17 protein-coding genes are annotated in these 16,793 nt (G+C 66.0%); 5 read left to right on the top strand and 12 right to left on the bottom strand.

Annotation, left to right across the window (positions count from 1 at the left end; all coding sequences use genetic code 11):
• The first annotated feature begins 69 nt into the window (after window positions 1–69).
• The gene (locus XH79_RS35195) at window positions 70–1,062 is read left to right on the top strand and encodes a dienelactone hydrolase family protein (RefSeq protein ID WP_271584647.1); all 993 of its coding nucleotides are present in this window, start codon (window positions 70–72) and stop codon (window positions 1,060–1,062) included.
• Between the two features lie 150 nt (window positions 1,063–1,212).
• Here the strand turns inward: XH79_RS35195 and XH79_RS35190 are convergent, their stop codons facing one another.
• The 5 genes from XH79_RS35190 to XH79_RS35170 form a co-directional block, all read right to left on the bottom strand.
• On the bottom strand, window positions 1,213–1,869 hold the full coding sequence (locus XH79_RS35190; protein WP_271584646.1) for a carboxymuconolactone decarboxylase family protein: 657 nt from the start codon (window positions 1,867–1,869) through the stop codon (window positions 1,213–1,215).
• A 69-nt stretch (window positions 1,870–1,938) separates the two neighbouring features.
• Window positions 1,939–2,757 carry a class D beta-lactamase gene (gene blaOXA / locus XH79_RS35185; protein ID WP_271584645.1) on the bottom strand — a complete coding sequence of 273 codons (819 nt, stop codon included), beginning with the start codon at window positions 2,755–2,757 and terminating at the stop codon, window positions 1,939–1,941.
• A gap of 74 nt (window positions 2,758–2,831) precedes the next feature.
• The gene (locus tag XH79_RS35180; RefSeq protein WP_011088117.1) at window positions 2,832–3,095 is read right to left on the bottom strand and encodes an EscU/YscU/HrcU family type III secretion system export apparatus switch protein; all 264 of its coding nucleotides are present in this window, start codon (window positions 3,093–3,095) and stop codon (window positions 2,832–2,834) included.
• A complete protein-coding gene (fliK, locus tag XH79_RS35175) occupies window positions 3,092–4,711 on the bottom strand; it encodes a flagellar hook-length control protein FliK (protein WP_271584644.1) in 1,620 nt (539 codons plus the stop codon). Before fliK ends, XH79_RS35180 begins: the two co-directional genes overlap by 4 nt.
• A 58-nt stretch (window positions 4,712–4,769) precedes the next feature.
• Entirely contained in the window at window positions 4,770–5,564 is a 795-nt protein-coding gene (locus tag XH79_RS35170) for an ATP12 family chaperone protein (protein ID WP_271584643.1), read from the bottom strand.
• 75 nt (window positions 5,565–5,639) lie between these two features.
• Between XH79_RS35170 and XH79_RS35165 the strand changes: the two genes are divergently transcribed.
• The gene (locus XH79_RS35165) at window positions 5,640–6,095 is read left to right on the top strand and encodes a hypothetical protein (RefSeq protein ID WP_271584642.1); all 456 of its coding nucleotides are present in this window, start codon (window positions 5,640–5,642) and stop codon (window positions 6,093–6,095) included.
• Between the two features lie 198 nt (window positions 6,096–6,293).
• Here XH79_RS35165 and XH79_RS35160 read toward each other — a convergent pair whose 3' ends face one another.
• From XH79_RS35160 to XH79_RS35150, 3 genes are read right to left on the bottom strand one after another with little or no spacing between them, the layout of a single operon-like run.
• The gene (locus XH79_RS35160) at window positions 6,294–7,523 is read right to left on the bottom strand and encodes an RluA family pseudouridine synthase (protein WP_271584641.1); all 1,230 of its coding nucleotides are present in this window, start codon (window positions 7,521–7,523) and stop codon (window positions 6,294–6,296) included.
• Between the two features lie 52 nt (window positions 7,524–7,575).
• Window positions 7,576–8,913 carry a replication-associated recombination protein A gene (locus XH79_RS35155; protein WP_271584640.1) on the bottom strand — a complete coding sequence of 446 codons (1,338 nt, stop codon included), beginning with the start codon at window positions 8,911–8,913 and terminating at the stop codon, window positions 7,576–7,578.
• Entirely contained in the window at window positions 8,910–10,316 is a 1,407-nt protein-coding gene (locus XH79_RS35150) for a DegQ family serine endoprotease (RefSeq protein WP_271584639.1), read from the bottom strand. The genes XH79_RS35155 and XH79_RS35150 overlap by 4 nt, the downstream gene beginning before the upstream one ends.
• 327 nt (window positions 10,317–10,643) lie before the next feature.
• Between XH79_RS35150 and XH79_RS35145 the strand changes: the two genes are divergently transcribed.
• On the top strand, window positions 10,644–12,257 hold the full coding sequence (locus tag XH79_RS35145) for an OprO/OprP family phosphate-selective porin (RefSeq protein ID WP_271584638.1): 1,614 nt from the start codon (window positions 10,644–10,646) through the stop codon (window positions 12,255–12,257).
• 94 nt (window positions 12,258–12,351) lie between these two features.
• Here the strand turns inward: XH79_RS35145 and XH79_RS35140 are convergent, their stop codons facing one another.
• Complete coding sequence (locus XH79_RS35140) at window positions 12,352–12,729, bottom strand: winged helix-turn-helix transcriptional regulator (protein ID WP_100176988.1); 378 nt, start codon at window positions 12,727–12,729, stop codon at window positions 12,352–12,354.
• A gap of 131 nt (window positions 12,730–12,860) precedes the next feature.
• On the opposite strand from XH79_RS35140, the gene XH79_RS35135 reads away from it, so the two are divergent.
• Window positions 12,861–13,874, top strand: coding sequence for a zinc-binding alcohol dehydrogenase family protein (locus XH79_RS35135; protein ID WP_271584637.1), 1,014 nt, complete (start codon window positions 12,861–12,863; stop codon window positions 13,872–13,874).
• 124 nt (window positions 13,875–13,998) lie between these two features.
• On the opposite strand, the gene XH79_RS35130 is transcribed toward XH79_RS35135, so the two are convergent.
• Together XH79_RS35130 and XH79_RS35125 are read right to left on the bottom strand one after the other, a co-directional pair.
• On the bottom strand, window positions 13,999–14,295 hold the full coding sequence (locus XH79_RS35130) for a DUF1330 domain-containing protein (protein ID WP_212345924.1): 297 nt from the start codon (window positions 14,293–14,295) through the stop codon (window positions 13,999–14,001).
• Between the two features lie 8 nt (window positions 14,296–14,303).
• Window positions 14,304–15,092, bottom strand: coding sequence for an SDR family NAD(P)-dependent oxidoreductase (locus tag XH79_RS35125; RefSeq protein WP_271584636.1), 789 nt, complete (start codon window positions 15,090–15,092; stop codon window positions 14,304–14,306).
• A 188-nt stretch (window positions 15,093–15,280) separates the two neighbouring features.
• On the opposite strand from XH79_RS35125, the gene XH79_RS35120 reads away from it, so the two are divergent.
• Window positions 15,281–16,258, top strand: coding sequence for a Bug family tripartite tricarboxylate transporter substrate binding protein (locus XH79_RS35120; RefSeq protein WP_212345928.1), 978 nt, complete (start codon window positions 15,281–15,283; stop codon window positions 16,256–16,258).
• An 80-nt stretch (window positions 16,259–16,338) separates the two neighbouring features.
• Here XH79_RS35120 and rplQ read toward each other — a convergent pair whose 3' ends face one another.
• Window positions 16,339–16,755, bottom strand: a complete 417-nt coding sequence (gene rplQ, locus XH79_RS35115; RefSeq protein WP_212345931.1) for a 50S ribosomal protein L17 — start codon at window positions 16,753–16,755, stop codon at window positions 16,339–16,341.
• Window positions 16,756–16,793 lie beyond the last annotated feature (38 nt).

Below are 16,793 nucleotides of genomic sequence, written 5' to 3'. Positions count from 1 at the left end.
CCGGCCCGCGACAAATTGACAGCGCTCGGGCGCGTTGTTCTACTGAACGAAAATATCAGGGAGTATCCGATGCCGACGGCATTCCGCGCCGCGATGGTGCTCATTGCGCTCTGCGCGTCCACCGTGCTCGCCAATGCGCAGGCGCTTCCGAAGGAAGTCGCCACCCGCGCCGAGATCTACCCGATCCCCTCGCTCACCCTGTCCGACCAGCAATTCCTCAGCGGCGATGCAGCCGCCGGCAAGCCGGTGACGGTCGCCGGCGAATTCCGTGTCGCGCAGGGCACGGGCAAGCTCCCCGTCGTGGTGCTGATGCACGGCTCCAGCGGCGTCGGTGCCACCACCGAGGCCTGGGTGCACGCGTTCAACGCCATGGGCATCTCGACCTTCGTCATCGACGGCTTTACCGGCCGCGGACTGACGGTGGTGGGGCCGAACCAGGCCCTGCTCGGCCGGCTCAACCTGATCGTCGACATCTACCGCTCGCTGGAGATTCTGGCGAAACATCCGCGCGTCGACCCCGACCGTATCGTGCTCATGGGCTTCTCGCGCGGCGGACAGGCGACGCTCTATGCGAGCCTCGACCGCTTCAACAAGCTCTGGAACAAGTCCGGCATCCACTTCGCGGCCTACATTCCCTTCTATCCGGATTGCTCGACCACCTATGTCGGCGATAGCGATGTCGCCGCACGGCCGATCCGCATCTTCCACGGCACGCCCGACGACTACAATCCCGTGAGGAGCTGCAGGGCCTTCGTCGAGCGGCTCAAGGCCGCCGGGCGCGACGTGGTGCTGACCGAGTATCCCGACAGCGCGCACGGCTTTGACAGTGGCCTGCTCGGCGTCAACACGGTTGCGGTGTCAGCCAATGCGCAGACCGTGCGCAATTGCCAGATCAAAGAAGGCGACGGCGGCGTGCTGATGAACGGCGCGACGCAGGCGCCGTTCTCCTACAAGGATTCCTGCGTCGAGCTGAACCCGCATGTCGGCGGCAATCCGGCGACCGCCGCGGAGTCGCGGAAAGCGGTGGAGGAGTTTTTGCAGGTGTTGTTCAAGTTGGGATGAGACTGCCTGCTCCACACGCACTGTCGTAGGGTGGGCAAAGCGAAGCGTGCCCACCGATCGCGGTACCAAATAGAGAGATGGTGGGCACGGCGCTACGCGCCTTTGCCCACCCTACGGCACCGCAATTTTGTCGCGGGTTTCTCGCGAGCCCTACGGCTCGCCCGGCCTAAACGGCTCCTGCTTGTCCGGCGGCACCGTCTCTTCCGCCATGGCCAGCAGCATCGCCACCATCACGTAGTTGCCGGCAACCGCGGTGAGATCGACGATCTGCTGATCGCTGAACACCTTCTTCGCCCGCGCATAGGTCTCGTCGCTGACCTTCTTGGTCGTGGTGATCTCGGTGACGAAGTCGTAGACCACGGCCTCGTCCTCGGCCATCTTTGACGGCCGCTTGTTGGCCTTGAGCTCCGCGATGATGTCGGGCGACAGGCCCGCTTTCGCCGCAAGCGGCGCGTGCGCGAACCACTCCACCTGCGAGCGCCATTGCCGGCCGATGATCAGGATCGCGAACTCGTTGAGCTTGGTCGGGACCGAGGTCTCCCAGCGCAGATAATAGAACAGGTCGAACAGGCGCTGGCCGAGCACGGGGCTGCGGATCATGGGATTGTAGGGTCCGCCGATGCCGACGCTCGACACCTTCATGATCTGCTCGCCAAGCGGTTTCTGCTTCGCATCCAGCTGGTCCATGGTGAGCTGAGGAAAGCGTGGCTCCTTGCTGGTGGCGGGGCCGGCAAACATCGTGGCGGCGAGCCAGCCGCCCGCGGCGGCAAGCGTGAGCGACGACAGCCAGAGTGGCGTTGAATTCATTGTCTCCTCCCGACCTTTGTTTTTGCTTGGTCGGGAGGATGCTAATCGAGCGGCGCCGGCGCGGTAGCGCTATATCGCGCCGATCTCGGCAAGGCAGGCTTGCGTGAGCGGCATGCGCTCGCCGACAAGGCGCGGCTCCTTGCAATCCATGTTGAGCGCGAACACGGTGTGGGCCTCGCCCTTCTCGGCCCAGCCGACCATCCAGCCGAGCGACGGCTCGCCGCGCTCGGCGCCGAGCAGGCCGGATTTGGCGCGGATGACGCTGTCGCCGACCTTGGTCACCGGCAGGATGTCGGCGACCAGATCCTGGCTGCGCTTTGAGATCGGCAGCGCGCGACGGCGCAGGCGGTCGACGAAATCGATCTGCTCGACCGGATCGATGCGCAAATTGCCGGTGAGCCAGAACTGGTCGATGCCGCCGCCGATGTCGCGATTGCCGTAGTCGAACTCGTCGACATATTTCTGCATGCGTTCCTGCCCGATGCGGCGCGCGATCTCCTGATAGACCGGCACCGCGCTGACCGCGATCGCGCTGCGCAGCGTGTGGTCCTTGTTCCAGGCTTCGATCGGCCGCTTCACGCCGTCCCAGGGAAACACGTCCTTGTCGGGGTCAGTGACGACGCCGGTCTCCAGCGCGATCAGCGAGTTCGGAATCTTGAAGGTCGAGGCCGGCAGCTTCCCCTCGCCCGAGCGCTCCTTGTCGGAAGCGACGATCAGATACTCCTCGACCTTGTAGCCGACGAAGGTGCCTGATGTGCCGAGATCGGTGAAGCGCTTTGCGAGGCTATCGCGGATCTCGTTGCGCGGCGGCGCGACGTGGGCGAGCGCGCGTGACGGCAATGTGGCAGCAGCGGCGAGAAGGCCGAGGGTGGAACGGCGGGTGAGCAAGGCAGGATCCGTCGAATGATGAAAGTGGCCGCGACCATGCAGCCGCTACGTGGTAAAACGATGACAGGTGGTTTCTACCGCCCCCGGCCCGACAGCCGCAGCACGAACACCAGCACCTCGGCGACGGCCTTGTAGAGGTCGGGCGGGATCTCCTCGCCGAGCTCTACCTTGGAGAGCGCGCCGGCCAGGATCTCGTTCTCCTCGATCGGGATGTCGTTGGCCTTCGCGATCTCGACGATCTTCTCGCCGATCGTGCCCTTGCCCTTGGCGACGACCACGGGCGCGCCAGAGCCCTTCTCGTAATGCAGCGCGATCGCGAGCTTGGACGGATCGCTCATGTGGCGCGGTCCAGGAAGTGGCCGGCGCGGGCCGGCGCCGGCTGCGGCGGCGTGCCGTCGCGCACGACGATGTCGCCGGGCTTGAGCTCGGCCCGCGTCATCGCCTGGCTGAGCTCCCCGATCCCGGCGCGGAGCTGCTGCGCGGTCGCCGGCCGCTCCGCCCACATCCGCACGAAGGTCTTGTCGCCGTTCAGCGTGATCAGCGCGTGCACGGGCCCGGCCGGCTCGACATTGAGCGTGAAGCGCGCACGCCAGGCGCGCTTGGCCGGATCGGCCTGCTCGCCACCGCCATCGCGCGAGATCTCGAACTGCGCCATCGCGGTGCCTTGCGGGGTCGCGAACGGAATCTCGAAATTCCACTGCGGCACGGCCGGATCGATGCGGTGACCGCTGGCATCGGTGCGATCGGGGAGCGAAGCGACCTGCAACAGCGTCTGCCGCGCGATCGCGGCATCGGTGTCGTCGAGGAGGCGATGCACGGTTGCGGCCAGCGGTGTATCAGGCGCGAGCGATGGCGCGGCGACAGCCTGCGGCACCGGCAGCGCGCCGCGGATCGGCGGCGGCGTGGTTGCGCGCGCGGCGGCCTCGAAGATGTGACCATCCGGCACGGCCTTGTTCGAGCCCGGCAAGTTGCCGAGCATCCGCGGCAGGTTTTGCGTAACCTCCTGCAGCAGGCTCGCGGCAAGGCCTGCGGACACGGTTCGCGGCACCGGGCCCTGCGGATTGCCGCCCGCTATCTCCGCCAGCACGGCGGCGGCAAGCGCAGCGCCCCGTGGCACTTGGGTCACTTCCGCCGCCGGTGACGGTAACGCCGCCTGTGCCGCCTCGCCCGCCACTTGAAGCGTGGAAGCTGCGGTCTGCGTCGTGGCCGCAGCACTGGTCGGCGGCGCGGCGCCTTGGGCCGGCGCCTGCGGCACGGCGGTATCGAGGGTCGCCAGTGTCTGGCGCAGCACCAGCAGTGCGGCCTTCAAGTCCGGCGTCGCGCCAGGAGACGGCGTTGTGCCTGCGGCCAATGACGCCTCGAGAAACAGCCCGGACTTCTGGAACGCGGATTCGATATCGCCGCCATCGAGGGCGGTGTTGAGCGGTGTCTGCTGCGCCAGCACGTCGAGCACCGCCTGCTTCAGGCCCGCGGGCAGATCGCTGTCTGTCACCACGGAAGCCAGATTGGCGAACAGCGGCGCCTGGCTGCCCTGTTTTGTGACCGCCTCGGCCGAAGCGGCGGTGACGGCGACCTGTTCCGATGCCGTCAGCGTGTTGCGTGCCGCGGTCGCGGACGGCGCGAGCGAGGGGCTGTCCACCAGCGAGGCCGCGCGCGGCGTCAGCGTGACCTGATCGGCGGTCGCCTCGCCTGCCCCGTTCATGACAGCGAGCCGGATCGTGCCATCGTTCTGCGAGACCGCGAGCTGGAGGTTTTGCCCAGGGGTTAGCGCCACCTCGGACATCACGTCCATCGACAAATTGGCAATCGCGATCCGCACCAGATTGTCGGCCATCACGCTGACGACCCTGGCATCGACGACGCTGCCGGCCTGGAGCACGAGATCGGGCGTCGCCGCATCAGCGACGGGGCTGGCGGCACTGACGGGAACGATCGAGCTTATCGGCGTCGGCATCTCAAGGGGCCCGGGAAACGCTGGCCCCTCACCCTAAAGCCCCGTCGTAAACCTCTCGTTAAGGACCTTGGGCCGCGGGCGGCTTCACCGCCGCCAGGACCGCCACGGCGGCCTGGAAATCCTTCAGGCGGGCGGCGCGGCGGGCGGCCGCCTCCTCGTCCGCGCCCCATTTCTCGATGTTCCAGTCCTCGTCGACATGGGCGGCGGCCCAGACCTGGTCCGCATCGCGCACGCCATGGGCCAGCGCCAGCGCCAGCAGCGCCGAGCCGGTCAGGGTCGTGACCATGTGGAGGGCTGCGACCGACCAGGGATCGCCGGGCAGCGCGGCCCGGGCCGCCTTCAGCGCCTCGTCCGGCTGCTTCACATGCATGACGCCCTCGGACAGGATGAAATGCGCGCCCAGCGTATCCGCGGCCCAGAACAGCACGGGGTCCCAGTGCGCGGCCTCGCGGGCGACCAGCCCCTCGGGATGGCCGGCGCGATAGAACAGCAGGTCGGACTCGAAGTACTTTGCGAGATCGTCGCTGACGAGCTCGACACGGTCGACGACGCCCTCGACCACGCTGTTGGCGATCCGCGTCTGCGGCATGGTGACAGGGTCGATCGTCTCGCCCTGGGCCGCCCACTCGGCGGCCACCGCATCGGCCAGCGCGCGCGCGGGGATCACCACCTGGCGGCCGGACGGCGTGCGGATCGGCTTGCCGTCGAGCGTGATGGCGAAGCCGCCCTCGGCATCCGTGACGCCGGCCTCCTTGTAGAAGCGCTTGCGCAACGGCGTACGCGCGGACGCACGTGCCGATTCCCGTGGATCCGGCGGGGGCTGCCCCGCAGCTTCTTCGAACAATTCGCGCATGTGAGTTTTGGGTCCCGGTCGCCGGATGCTAGGCTTTTAAGATAAGACCTGTGGCCGATAAAGCGAGCAGCGGGCATGAGGGAACTTGGGGGCATTGGGGGCATTGGAGCCCTGTTGGCAGGACTTTGGCTGGCCGCGGCCGAGGCCGGCTTCCGCACCCCGGAATCGCTGGTCCGCAACGTCTATGCCCATTACGGCGAGGGCGCGCCGGAGCTGTCAAAGGGCCTGCCGCGGGACACTGCGACCGCCCGTCAGTTCTTCGATCTGCCCCTGCGCAAGGCCTGGAGCACGCCGAGAGTCGAGCCCTACGATTTCCTGGTGCAGAGCCCGAACTGGAGGCTCGGCCCTGTTACGATCGCGGTCGTCCGCAGGCAATATGACAAGACCTATGTCGCGGCGAATTTCGACAATCACGGCCGCCGGGTGGCGCTGAACTTCGTCCTGGTGAACGGTCCCGAAGGCTGGCTGATCACGGATGTCGAGAGCCCGCACGACAGCTTGCGGATGTTTCTGGAGCAGTTCCGGAATTGAGGACGTGTGTGGGGAAGCTGGTCGCCAAACATTCCGCTGTCGTCCTGGCGAAAGCCAGGACCCATACCGCGTGATCTATCTGGAGGACGAAGTCGAAGTACCAAACGACGAGTCTTCGTCAAACTCCTCTCTGTGGTAATGGGTCCTGGCTTTCGCCAGGACGACCTTGGGGAAACGCCTTAGCCCAAAGCTCAGCCCCTACTCCTCCGGTGCGTTCTCGATCGGGTCAAACCGGCTCGCGTCCAGCCCGAGCAGATTCCACGACTGCTGCATGTGCGGCGGCAGCGGCGCGGTGGCGTCGATCACGCCGCCGCGCGGATGCGGAATGACGATGCGGCGGGCCAAGAGATGCAGACGATTTTGCAGGCCGCCCGGCAGCTGCCAGTTCTCGATGTTGAAATATTTGGGATCGCCGACGATGGGATGGCCGATATGTTCCATGTGGGCGCGCAGCTGGTGGGTGCGGCCCGTCACCGGTTTCAAGGACACCCAGGTCAGCTTGTTGCCGGCGGTCTCGACCACGGCGTAGTAGGTCACCGCGTGGCTGGCGCCCTCATCGCCATGCTGCGCGATGCGCATGATGGTGTCGTCCTCGCTCTCTTCCTTCGCGAGGAAGGTGGAGATGCGGCCCTGCTTCGGCTTCGGCAGACCCGGCACCAGCGCCCAATAGACCTTGCGGGCCGATCGCGAACGAAATGCGCCGGTCAGATGCGAGGCGGCAAAGCGCGTCTTGGCAATCAGCAGGCAGCCCGAGGTCTCGCGATCGATGCGGTGCACGAGGCGCGGCTTCTGGCCCTTGGCATCGCGCATCACCTCCAGCATCTGGTCGATGTGGCGCGTCATGCCCGAGCCGCCCTGCACGGCAAGGCCGGCCGGCTTGTTCAGCACGAGGACGTCGTCGTCCTCCCAGATCGTCATCTCCTTGAGCGCCTTGAGCGTCTTCTGCGCAGCCTCCGAGAGCTCACCGACGGCCTTCGGCGCGTCGAGCTTCAGCGGCGGAATGCGGACGCTCTGCCCTTCCTCAAGCCGATCCTTGCTGTCGACGCGCTTGCCGTCCACGCGCAGCTCGCCTTTGCGGACGACGCGCTGGATGTGGGAGAACGACAGGCCGGGAAAGCGCGCCTCGAGGAAACGGTCGACGCGCATGTTGTTCTCGTCGGCCGTGACGGTCACGGTCTGCACCTTGGTCGGCAGCAGCGCCTCGACCGGCTTCTCCGGCGCAGGCCTTTCCTGGGCGGCAGCTTTGGGCGGCCGCCGCTCGGCGCGCTCGGGGCCACGCCGCTCGGCACGCTCTCCGGCAGAGCGCGGCGGCTTCCCGCCCGGACGCGGCCCGGCCTTCTTCGCGCTGCGCGCCTTCAACGGGCGTGCGTCGTCGCGCTCGTCACGCGAACGGGGTTTTGGATTCATTCTCTTGATGCGGCGGCTCATGAATGCCTGCCTACCCTAAAAGCGGCCTTCCGTCACGGCGAAATGGCCGCCTCTAGCGCGAGCCACCCCGCTCCTTGCGCAGCTTGGCCCAGTAATCCAGCCGCTTCCTGATCTCCCGCTCGAAGCCGCGCTCCGGCGGGTCGTAGAAGGTCTGGCGGCCCAGGGCTTCCGGGAAGTAGTCCTGGCCGGAGAAGGCATCGGGGGCGTCGTGGTCGTATGCGTAGCCGGAGCCGTAGCCCTCCGACTTCATCAGCTTGGTCGGCGAGTTCAGGATGTGCTTTGGCGGCAGCAGTGATCCGGCCTGCTTGGCGACCTGCATCGCCGTGCCGAAGGCGGTGTAGACCGCATTCGATTTCGGCGCGGTGGCGAGATAGACCACGGCCTGCGCGATGGCGAGCTCGCCCTCGGGATGGCCGAGGAAATCGAAGGCATCCTTCGCCGCATTGGCAATGACGAGCGCCTGCGGATCGGCAAGGCCGATGTCCTCCACCGCCATGCGCACGACGCGGCGGGCCAGGAACAGCGGGTCCTCGCCGGCGTCCAGCATGCGCGCGAGATAGTACAGCGCGGCGTCGGGATCGGAGCCGCGCACCGACTTATGCAGCGCCGAGATCAGATTGTAATGGCCGTCGGCCGACTTGTCGTAGATCGGCGCACGCCGCTGCAGGATGTCCTGCAACTGCGCGGCGTTGAAAATCTCGTCCGCTCGCGCCGAACGCCAGACCTCTTCGGCGAGCGTCAGCGACGCGCGACCGTCGCCGTCGGCCATGCGCACCAGCACCGCGCGCGCCTCCGCATCGAGCGGCAGCTTCCTGCCCTCGACCTGCTCGGCATGCGCGAACAGCTTCTCGATCGCGGCGGCGTCGAGCGAGCGGAACACCAGCACGCGCGCGCGAGAGAGCAACGCCGCGTTGAGCTCGAAGGACGGGTTTTCGGTGGTGGCACCGATCATCACCACCGTGCCGTCTTCCATCACCGGCAGAAACGAATCCTGCTGCGCGCGATTGAAGCGATGGACCTCGTCGACGAACAGCAGCGTGCCCTTGCCCATCTCGCGGCGGGCACGTGCGGCGTCGAACGCCTTCTTGAGGTCGGCGACGCCGGAGAACACCGCGGAGATCTGCTCGAAATGCAGATCGGTCGCATCCGCCAGCAGCCGCGCCACCGTGGTCTTGCCGGTGCCGGGCGGGCCCCAGAACACCAGCGAGCCCAGCGTGCGCGTCTCCAGCATGCGCGTCAGCGCGCCGTCGGGGCCGAGGATGTGATCCTGGCCGACGACCTCCGACAGCGCGCGCGGACGCAAGCGATCCGGCAGCGGATGCGGAGCCTCGTGATCGAGCCCCGCCGCGGCAAAGAGAGTTGGCGTCTCCTGTGGTCGCTTCGGACTCATCCGCCCAGCGTAACGTTGATCTGCTGACCGCCGCGCACCAGCGTGATGCGCCAGATCCGCTGGCGCTCGCCCGCGGCCTTCTCGAGATCGCCGGTCTTGCTGATCTTCTGGTTGTTGACGGCGAGGATGATGTCGCCCTTCTGGAAGCCGACACTCGCCGCCGCGCTGTCGCCGCCGAGATCGGCGATCACGACGCCCTCGGTGTCGGCGTCCAGATGCAGCTCGTCGGCAACCGCCGGCGTGATGGTCGAAACCTTCGCGCCCTGGAACGGCGAGCGCGCGGTAATGACGAGCTCGTTGCGGCCGGTGTCGGGCGCGGTCTCCAGCGCCACTGTCAGCCTGACCGGCTTGCCGCCGCGCTGCACGTCGATCTGCGCCGTGCCGCCGAGCGGACGCGTCGCGAACCGATAGTCGAAGGCGTTGGGATCATCCACGGTCTGGCCGTCGATCCCGGTGATGAGATCGGAGGATTTCAGGCCGGCCTTGGCCGCGGGGCCGTTCGACACCACGCTCGCGACCAGCGCGCCGGTCGGCGAGCGCAGCCCGAGGCTCTCGGCGATCTCCGGCGTCACCGCCTGCAATTTCGCACCGAGCCAGGGACGCTTCACCGCCTTGCCGCCGCTCTTGGCGGAGGCGACGACGACGCGCACCATGTTGGCGGGAATCGCAAAGCCGATGCCCTGCGAGCCACCGGAGCGCGAATAGATCGCGGTGTTGATGCCGGCGAGTTTGCCGCTCATGTCGACCAGCGCGCCGCCGGAATTGCCGGGATTGATCGCCGCATCGGTCTGGATGAAGAACTGGTAGTCGGTGATGCCGACCTGCGTGCGCGCCAGCGCTGAGATGATGCCGTGCGTCACCGTCTGGCCGACGCCGAAGGGATTGCCGATCGCGAGCACGATATCGCCGACCAGCAGCTCGTCGGAATTGGTGAAGTCCAGCGTCGGGAATTTCTCTTTGGTGTCCTTCAGGCGAAGCACGGCCAGATCAGTGCGCGAATCCTTGAGCAGGATCTCGGCCTCGAACTCGCGCTTGTCCGACAGTGACACCCTGACCTGGTCCGCGCCCTCGATGACATGGACGTTGGTGACGACGAGGCCGGAGGCATCGACGATGACGCCGGAGCCGAGCGAGCGCTGCATCTGCTCGGGCTGCTGGCCGGGTACGCCGAAGAAGCGGCGGAAGATCGGATCGTCGAGCAGCGGATTGCGGTTCTGCACTACCTTCGCGGCATAGACGTTGACGACCGCCGGCTGCACCCGCTGCACGATCGGCGCATAGGACAGCCGCAGTTCGGCCGGCGACGACGGGACCCGACGGTCCTGCGCCGTGGCCGGATTGAAGTGGGCCGAAAAGGCTATGCACAATGCCGCCACCGCGGCAGTCCAGGTCGATCGAAACATTCCTACCTCTTGGAAAAGACGACGGAATATAGGCGTGTTCGCCCCCCAATAGAAGGGCGCCGGGCGGCAATATTCGGTCCCTTCCCCGGTGCGTCCGGCATGCAAGCGAACCGTGCGAATCGGCAATTTACCCGGGCGGTGGATTGGCATGATGCGCGTCATCTTGCATGGTGGTGGGAAGCGGATTCGGTTGCGGCGAATTTGCACCAGTGGGAACCCACGCAACCGGGCGCAGCGTCGCGGGGCAGTCATCGTTCATACCTAGGCTCTCCGTTCGCGACTTGAGGAAGTCACTTGGGGAAGTTCGTCAAACGATGGAGGCGTAACGTGAGCAGGACAAGACTTGCAGCCACGGCCATTGGTCTCGCCGGAGCGCTGGCGGCCTCGCAGGCCCAGGCCCAATCGGCAAGCAGCAGCGAGCAGGAGATCGCTCTCCTCAAGCAACAGCTGAAGCTGCTGGAGCAGAAGCTCGACAAGCTCCAGAGCCAGACTGCGGCGAACACGGCGGCCACGGCGAAGGCGAAGGCCGAAGCCAAGGCCGAGGCGAAGGCCGAAGCGCGCTCGGAGGCGAAGGCGGTGGTGGCAAACGCGAACGCGGCAATCCCCGTCAAGGGACCGGTGCCCGCCTCTGGCGTGGTCGTGACGATGCCGAACAACCGACCGACCATCTGCACCGCCGACCAGGCCAACTGCGTGGCGATCACCAGCCGCTTGCATTGGGATGTCGGCGGCTACGACTACCGCCCCAACACGGCGGCCACCGTGCCCCAAAAGCTCGACAGCGGCGAGAACGTCCGCCGCGCGCGCATCGGCGTCACCGGAAAATTCTTCAACGACTGGAATTTCGCGCTGGTCTACGACTTCGGCGGCTCCTCCGACGGATTTGGCGGGGCGGCTCCGGGATCGCTGCCCGGCGGCGGCGTGTCCGGCGTCGAGAACGCCTATCTCAGCTACACCGGCCTGAAGCCGTTCGGCGGACGGATGGCGATCGAGGCCGGCATCATGGACCTGCCCTACACCATGGACGAGGCGACGAGCTCCAACGACATCATGTTCATGGAGCGCGCCTCACCCGGCGTGATCGCGACCAACATCGCCGCCGGCGACTTCCGCTCCGCGGCCGGCACGCGCTGGTTCACCGACCAGCTCTGGATCGGCGGCTATGTCACGGGACCGTCGACCGGCGCGATCCACTCCGCCTCCAGCGCGGCTCCGGCGGGCACGAGCGAGCAATATGGCGCCGTGGCGCGTATCGCCGGCAACCCGATCAGCGGCAAGGACTACTCGGTGCATATCGGCGCCGACGCGCAATGGCTGATCCAGCCGCCGCGCAACCTCATCGCCAACACGCAGACGGTGACGCTCAGCGATCGCCCCGAACTGCGGCTTGATCCGACGACGCTGATCTCGACCGGCGCGATCGCCAACACCTCCGGCGCGCAGGTCTACAGCGTCGAGGCCGCGGCGACCTACGGTCCATTCATCGTTCAGGGCGAGTACTTCTGGTACAATGTCGATCGCACCGCCAACACCGGTGTGCCGCTGGTCGGCGCGCCGAGCCTGAAATTCCAGGGCGGCTACGCGCAGGCCGGCTACGTGCTGACCGGCGAGGGTCGCACCTACAACGCGGCGAATGCGGCCTATAACGGCGTCAAGCCGGCGCATCCGTTCTCGCTCGACGGCGGCGGCTGGGGTGCGTGGGAGATCGCGGGACGCTTCTCGACGATCGATCTCAACAACCAGCTCGCGACCGCCAACGGCGTCGCCGGCGGCCGGCAGACGGTCTACACCCTTGCGCTCAACTGGTATGTCAACGGCAACGTCCGCTTCATGCTCGACTATCTGCACGGCACGGTGTCGCGGCAGGCTTCGCCGATCTCGACCGCCGATGTCGGCTCGAAGTTCGACGCGGTCGCGATGCGCACGCAGTTCGCGTTCTGAACTCGTCGTCCCGGGGCGCGCGACAGCGCGAACCCGGGACCCATAACCACCAGCGGATGCGTTCGCAGGGACGACACCGAGCACGCCGCGCTGCTTACGCCGCGCGCTTCGGCTTCCTCACGACCACGGGCGGCGGCGCGCAGGACAGCCGCTGCTGATGGCTCTCGCCCCAGGCCTTGAGGATGTCGATCACCGGCTTGAGGCTCTCGCCGAGCTCGGAGAGGCAATACTCAACCCGCGGCGGCACTTCCGCATAGACCTTGCGGATGACGAGCTTGTCCTCCTCCAGCGCGCGCAGCTGTTTCGTCAGCATGCGCTGGGTGATGCCGGGCATCCGGCGGCGTAATTCGCCGAAGCGCTGGGTTCCGCTCTGCAGGTGATAGAGGATCACGCCCTTCCACTTGCCGTCGATCAGGTCCAGCGTCGCCTCGACCGAGCAGCCGGGACGACGGGCAAAATTGCGCCGTTTCATGCGTGTTTTTCCAATAGTATCCAAACAGGGACTATATCCCCGAATTTACAGTACTTGCCAAATGGACGCCAGCGGGACAGTTAGCAGGCTAGGCGCACGCGACAAGCTGCGCCAACTGATGGAGACACGCCATGAAGGCCGTCGGCTACAAGAAGTCGCTTCCGATCGAGGACGCGAATTCACTGATCGATTTCGAGACCGCAAAACCCGAGCCCAAAGGGCGCGACATCCGCGTCGCCGTGAAGGCGATCTCGGCCAATCCGGTCGATTACAAGGTGCGCAAGCGCGCTGCCCCGCCCGAGGGCGAGGTGAAGATCCTGGGCTATGACGCCGCCGGCGTCGTCGATGCGGTCGGTCCCGATGTCACGCTGTTCAAGCCGGGCGACGAGGTGTTCTACGCCGGCTCGATCCTGCGCCAGGGCACCAACGCCGAATTCCATCTCGTCGACGAGCGCATCGTCGGCAACAAGCCGAAGAGCCTGTCGTTCGCGCAAGCGGCCGCTCTTCCCCTCACCTCCATCACGGCGTGGGAATTGCTGTTCGACCGGCTCGGCGCCGTGCCCGGCAAGAGCGTCGATCCGCGCACGCTGCTGATCACGGGCGGCGCCGGCGGCGTCGGCTCGATCCTGATCCAGCTCGCGCGCCGCCTGACCGGGCTCACGGTGCTCGCAACCGCGACGCGGCCGGAATCGCAAAAATGGTGTCTCGATCTCGGCGCGCATGCCGTGATCGACCACGGCAAGCCGATGAAGGAGCAGATCGAGAAGTTGAAGCTGCCGCCGGTCGCGCTGGTGGCGAGCCTCACCTTCACCGATCAGCACTACAAGGCGATCGCGGAGTTCATGGCGCCGCAGGGCCGGTTCGGTCTGATCGACGATCCCCCGGAATTTACGATGAGCACCTTCAAGGGCAAGGCGATCTCGGTGCACTGGGAATCGATGTTCACGCGCTCCTCGTTCCAGACGCCCGACATGATCGCGCAGCATCACCTGCTCAACGACGTCGCGGACCTCATCGACAAGGGCGTGTTGCGCACGACGCTCGACCAGACCTTCGGCACGATCAATGCCGCCAACCTCAAGCGCGCGCATGTGCTGCTCGAGAGCGGCAAGTCGCGCGGCAAGATCGTGCTGGAGGGGTGGTAGTCGAAGGCCTCGGTGCGTAGGGTGGGTTAGCGCAGCGTAACCCACCTCTTCTTGTACGGCGGAGGCACCCAGTGGTGGGTTACGCGATCGGACTGCGCTTCGCGCAGCCGCACGCTAACCCACCCTACGTTTCCGCTACGCCCTCAACAAAGATCAAGCGCCGCTCCAGCGCAGCGGCGCGGATCTTCAACGCCTCGGCATATTCCGGCGAGGCGTACCATTCCTTCAGCCTCGCCATCGACGGGAATTCGACGATGACGATGGCCTTCGGCGGAAGGTTGCCTTCCGCCAGATCGGCCTTGCCGCCGCGGACGAGATAGCGCCCGCCAAACTGCGCAATCGTCTTCGCGGCGAGCGCGCGATAGGCTTCAAATCCCTCGAGATCGCGCATCTCGACTTCGGAAATCACATAAGCGCTCATAGGCGCTCTTACGCGATCGTATTGACGATGCCGCCTTCCGCCCGCAGCGCCGCGCCGTTGGTGGCGGACGCCTCCCTCGAGGCGACGTAGACAACCATGTTCGCGATCTCGTCGACGCTCGCAAAGCGCTGGATCAGCGAGCTCGGGCGATGCTGCCTGACGAAATTGGCGGCGGCTTCATCCACGGATTGTCCGTTTTGTTTGGCGAGCCCCTTCACGAAGGTCTCGACGCCCTCCGACATGGTCGGGCCCGGCAGCACGGAATTGACGGTGACGCCGGTGCCGCGGGTGAGCTGCGCGAGGCCGCGCGCCACCGAAAGCTGCGCCGTCTTGGTCATGCCGTAATGGATCATCTCGACGGGAATGTTCAGTCCGGACTCCGAGGAGATGAAGACGATGCGGCCCCAGTTACGCTTGAGCATGCCCTTCATGTAGGCCCGCGACAGCCGCACGCCACTCATCACGTTGACGTCGAAGTAGCGGCTCCATTCCTCGTCCGGGATGTCGAAGAAGTCCTTTGCCTCGTAGACGCCGGTATTGTTGACGAGGATGTCGACCTCGGGCAGCGCCGCGATAAGCGCCTTGCAGCCCGCAGCAGTGGAGACATCGGCGGCGATGCCGCGGACCTTGGCGCCCGTCCCTTCCAGCTTGCGCACGGCGGCATCGACCTTGTCCTGGCCGCGCCCGTTGATCACGACGTTAGCACCCGAGCCAGCAAGGCCCTTGGCGATGGCATGGCCGATGCCGGCCGTCGAGCCGGTCACCAGGGCGGTCTTTCCGGAAAGGTCGATGTTCATGCAATATCTCCGTCAGTTCGGTGATCGTGATATCGGACGCGGCGGATCGGGCCGCAATCGGCACTCACCAATCAGTGACGCGTTGCGGAGCTTTCCCGCGACAACTTGGACACCCGCTCTACGAATGGAACGATTATTGCTAGGCTGCACCGAGCACTCTTGCTCTGGCGAACACGGAAAATCTCTGCATGAAATCAACGGCTCTCACTGTTGTCCTCGGACTGCTCGGCCTGATGGGCGGCAATTCGCTAGCACTGGCTGAAGCGGCCTATCCGGAAAAGCCGTTGCAATTGATCGTCCCCTTCCCACCCGGCGGCGCCTCCGACGTCGTGGCGCGCATCATCGGCGGCGAACTGGAGACGCGGCTCGGCAAGCCCGCGGTCATCATGAACCGCCCCGGCGGCGGCACCACGATCGCGGCCAAGGAAGTCGCGCGCGCGGCGCCCGACGGTTACACCCTGTTCTTCAGCTCGAACTCGAGCTTCACGCTGCCGGCGGCCGTGAAGGAAAGTGTGCCCTACGACGCCGCCAAGGATTTCGAGCCGATTGGACAGACCGGCAAGATCACGCTGGCGCTGGTCACCTACAAGGATAATCCCATCACGGACGTGGCTGCGCTGGTCGCCGAGGCGAAGGCCAATCCCGATAAGCTGTCGCTGGCGTCCTTTGGCGTCGCAACTGTCTCGCATTTTGCCGGCGAGCTGTTCAAATCGGCCGCCGGGGTCAAGATGGTCCACCTGCCCTACAAGGGCAGCGCGCCGGCGATGAACGACCTGATCGGCAAGCACATCCAGTACCATGTCGACACCGTGATCGCCGTGAAACCGCAGATCGAGGCCGGCACCGTCAAGGTGCTCGCGGTGTTCTCGGGCAAGCGTACGCCCTACCTGCCCGACGTGCCGACGCTTGCCGAGCTCGGCTACACCGGCATCGACTTCTCGTCATGGGGCGCGGTGGTCGCGCCCAAGGGGCTGCCGCCGGCGGTTCGCGACAAACTGACGGTGACGCTGGAGGAGATCATCAAGAGCCCTTCCGTCGTCGATCGTTTCAGCAAGGTCGGCTTCGAACCCGGCTTCATGCGCTACAGCGATTGGGAGGGAGCCATCGGCAAGGAGACCGCCGAGATGAAGGAGATCGCGCAAAGGGCGGGGATCAAGGAAGAATAGTCTCGCGGACCTTCGACCGTCCCAAAAACAAAAGCGGCGCCCGAGGGCGCCGCTTTCAATTCCGTGCCTGCTGAAACGGCTTACGCCGCCTCGGCTTCCTTCTCCTGCACCGGGCCGGAATCCTGGCCCTTGGCATCGACGTCGCGATCGACGAACTCGATCACGGCCATCGCGGCGTTGTCGCCGTAGCGGAAGCCGGCCTTGATGATGCGGGTGTAGCCGCCCTGGCGGTCCTTGTAGCGGGGGGCCAGCGTGTCGAACAGCTTCTTGACCTGATCCTTGTCGCGCATCTCGGAGATGGCCTGGCGACGCATGGACAGGCCGCCCTTCTTGCCGAGGGTGATCAGCTTCTCCACGATCGGGCGCAATTCCTTGGCCTTCGGGAGCGTGGTGACGATCTGCTCGTGCTTGATCAGCGCGGCACACATGTTGGCGAACATCGCGCGGCGATGCTCGGCGGTGCGGTTGAGCTTACGATGAACCTTGCCGTGACGCATTTTTGTATTCCTTGAATTTCCATTCGTCGCGACGGTTC

The organism is Bradyrhizobium sp. CCBAU 45389, from assembly GCF_028128625.1.
GTDB lineage: Bacteria > Pseudomonadota > Alphaproteobacteria > Rhizobiales > Xanthobacteraceae > Bradyrhizobium > Bradyrhizobium liaoningense_B.
The sequence above is the reverse complement of the archived record's forward strand: the minus strand, read 5'-3'. Positions and strand labels throughout refer to the sequence as shown.